The following is a 2,717-nucleotide window of genomic DNA, read 5'->3' on the forward strand; positions in this document are numbered from 1 at the left end:
GACAGGGTGTGGGAGAGTAGCGCGCCGCCGCATTACACGTTGGATGGATCCCGGCGGGCTTGGATGCCCGTCGGGATCCATTCGTATATCCGGGGGTATGCCGCATGGCATCGCCATCCGCACGCGGCGCACGGACCGTTGCACGGCGGGCCTGCCATGAACACACCACAAACCACCAACGAAGACGGTCGATTGATTCGTGCCGACTCACCCCTTGTATGGATTTCCTAGTCCTGGCTTTCCATGAACCCCTGGCGGATCGCAAGACGACTGTCATCATGGAGGTGGCGGCTCATCGATCGTACTCTTTCACGTCGCAGCTGATGCGCTGCACGGTTCCGGGAATCGGCCTGCACAGGTTCCCCAACGAGCGTCCTCCGTGGTGGCTGATATCCTCTGCCGTTATGAGAATTGCGATGATGGGATATAGCGGGAGTGGTAAATCCACATTAGCTCGGTACCTCGGCGACGAACGATCTCTACCGGTGTTGCATCTTGATACGGTCCAATTCCAATCGCGATGGCGTGAGTGATCTTTTGACGAACAATGCCGCATCGCCCGTGCATTTATGGGTGAGCATGAATCGTGGGTCATTGACGGCAACTATTCGCGGTTGTACCTCGACGAACGCCTGGACGCCGCCGACGCCATTGTCCTGTTGCGGTTCAACCGATGGGCCTGTCTCTGGCGAGTGATGCGTCGGTTCGTGAAATTTCACGGTGCGTCGCGACCGTCGATGAGCGACGGATGCATCGAACACCTTGATGTGGCATTCGTGTGGTGGGTGCTCCATCAAGGACGAGATGCCGAGCATCGTCGATGGTACCGGGATATCGACCGGCGCTACCAGGAGAAGACGGTGAGTATCCGAAACCAGCGCCAACTGACGCACTACACCGCGCATATCACGAACCTGCAGGAACATACGATCTGAAGGGATGACAGATTTGAAGGGATGACAGATTTGAAGGGATGACAGATTTGAAGGAATACGCGACTCAAGGAATGTAGCATCGGAATTAATGACAGATTTGAAGGCATGCAGCATCTCGGAGTGTAGGACTGAAGAAGTGCCGCTCTGAAGGCATGGACCACGTGGCACGACGCCGACTCGGAAGAGCAGCGGAACGGCATGAACCACCGGATCTGACGTAATGATCATTATCGGCTTGTCGGGAGAACACCTCAGCCGCGGCGACCGCTCGTAATGCATCGGGGTCGATGCGGTCGCGTCCATACGCATCCAGGAATCTATCGTCATGCTCATGGGTCTTCAGATTGTACTGCAGTGTCCACAAGGCCCAGAACACATCAATATGCCGATCGCCGACGCCGGAACCACCCAAATCAACGAAACCGCTGAACCGCCAATGGTCAAGTATGATGTTCGGCAGGCAGAAGTCACCGTGGATCAGGGTATCCGTGGTCAGTGAGTGGCGATATCGCCGCAACACTTCGGCGATGTCCTGCACCGATGCGTCACCGAAGCGATTGGTGTAGTAGTGGACGTCGAAAAGCGCCCCGTGAGGGATGCCGTCGACGGGACCGTCATGCCTATTCGGATTGTCATCTTCCTTCATCTCGGACAGCATGCGGGAGCATCGGTTCCAGACGTGGGTGAGGTAATCGTCGGTTCTGTGTGCGACGGGACAACCGTGTACCGGCTGCTCGCTCAGCAGGTGCAGTATGTCGGCCATCATCTCACAGAGGCGTTCCGGATCGGCGAGATAAGTGTCGTCCGTGCAGTCCGAACCGTATACGGCACCGGTGATGAGCCAGTCTCGCTGAGTGACCCCATTACCGGACGAACTATCGGGCGTCGGAAGCGTCTCATACAACACCACCTCCCCCGATAGCCCAAGACCGTGGACATAGCGGGTCATCGTGGCTTCTGCCGAGAGTGTCCCTTGCGATGATGTTTTGATGAACAGACGGCGGTCATCCATATCCACCCGATACACCCTGGCCTCGGGAGAGGAACTGGTGTCGTACACTTTCCGACCTCGAACAACATGAGCGAGGGATTCGGGAAAGACCTGGGCGACGCTTGTAGGGTCCGTGGGTATGGGAGAGAGCTTCATGGCATCGGCTTTCGAAAGGATACGGCGATGAAGGCGTTGTTATCTGGCGAGGGAATGCTTCGATCCTCAGCGATGACAATGGTACGGTATGGCCATGGAGACCAAGCCGTGCACATGGAGGGTAACGGGGAACCGCTGCGCGCTCGCGAGGTTCCCGGAGCTCAATGGGCGATCATGGGGTCCTGGTGCATGCGTCGAGTCTCCGACACGCCCGGGGGATGGCTGATCGCAAGATTCTTCGACGAATATGAGTGGCTTTCGGGAACACATATCATCGAATCTGTGGATTAGGAGGAAAAACGACACGCCGTAGGATGTCAATGAGCGCAAGGCATGAGCCGATTCAAGCGAAGGGCGATTTGCGTTGAGGCCATGGTTCGTGTAAATTATTTCCTTGCTGCCTGACAGCGACAAGAAATCTTCAAGGTTGCCGAAGTTGTTGGTGTGGTGGTGGTTTGAGAACTCAAGAGCGTATTTGTACTACTTTTTATAGTCAATTATGATTGCCAGTCCGATGCCTGCCCCGCGTTTTCGTGGGGTGCCCTGGGGGGCTTGAATGGTGTCGGGGTTTTTGTGTGGATCGTTTCTCCTTATGAAACGGTCCCGTCAATGAATATATATGGATAAGAGCCTTT

Annotated in this window: 2 protein-coding genes; one reads left to right on the forward strand and one right to left on the reverse strand. The window is 55.9% G+C overall.

Features of this window, described 5'->3' with window-relative positions; genetic code table 11:
* The first annotated feature begins 569 nt into the window (after positions 1-569).
* Entirely contained in the window at positions 570-935 is a 366-nt protein-coding gene (locus tag BMON_RS09055; RefSeq protein WP_051918058.1) for a P-loop NTPase family protein, read from the forward strand.
* Between the two features lie 85 nt (positions 936-1,020).
* Here BMON_RS09055 and BMON_RS09060 read toward each other — a convergent pair whose 3' ends face one another.
* Positions 1,021-2,082, reverse strand: a complete 1,062-nt coding sequence (locus tag BMON_RS09060) for an aminoglycoside 3'-phosphotransferase (protein WP_081883037.1) — start codon at positions 2,080-2,082, stop codon at positions 1,021-1,023.
* Between the last annotated feature and the right edge of the window lie 635 nt (positions 2,083-2,717).

The organism is Bifidobacterium mongoliense DSM 21395, assembly GCF_000741285.1.
Taxonomy (GTDB): Bacteria; Actinomycetota; Actinomycetes; order Actinomycetales; family Bifidobacteriaceae; genus Bifidobacterium; species Bifidobacterium mongoliense.

Bases quoted from the DNA above. Each gene is read 5' to 3' on its own strand.
- BMON_RS09060 (WP_081883037.1), bottom strand. From the start codon at position 2,082: ATGAAGCTCTCTCCCATACCCACGGACCCTACAAGCGTCGCCCAGGTC.
- BMON_RS09055 (WP_051918058.1), top strand. From the start codon at position 570: ATGGGTGAGCATGAATCGTGGGTCATTGACGGCAACTATTCGCGGTTG.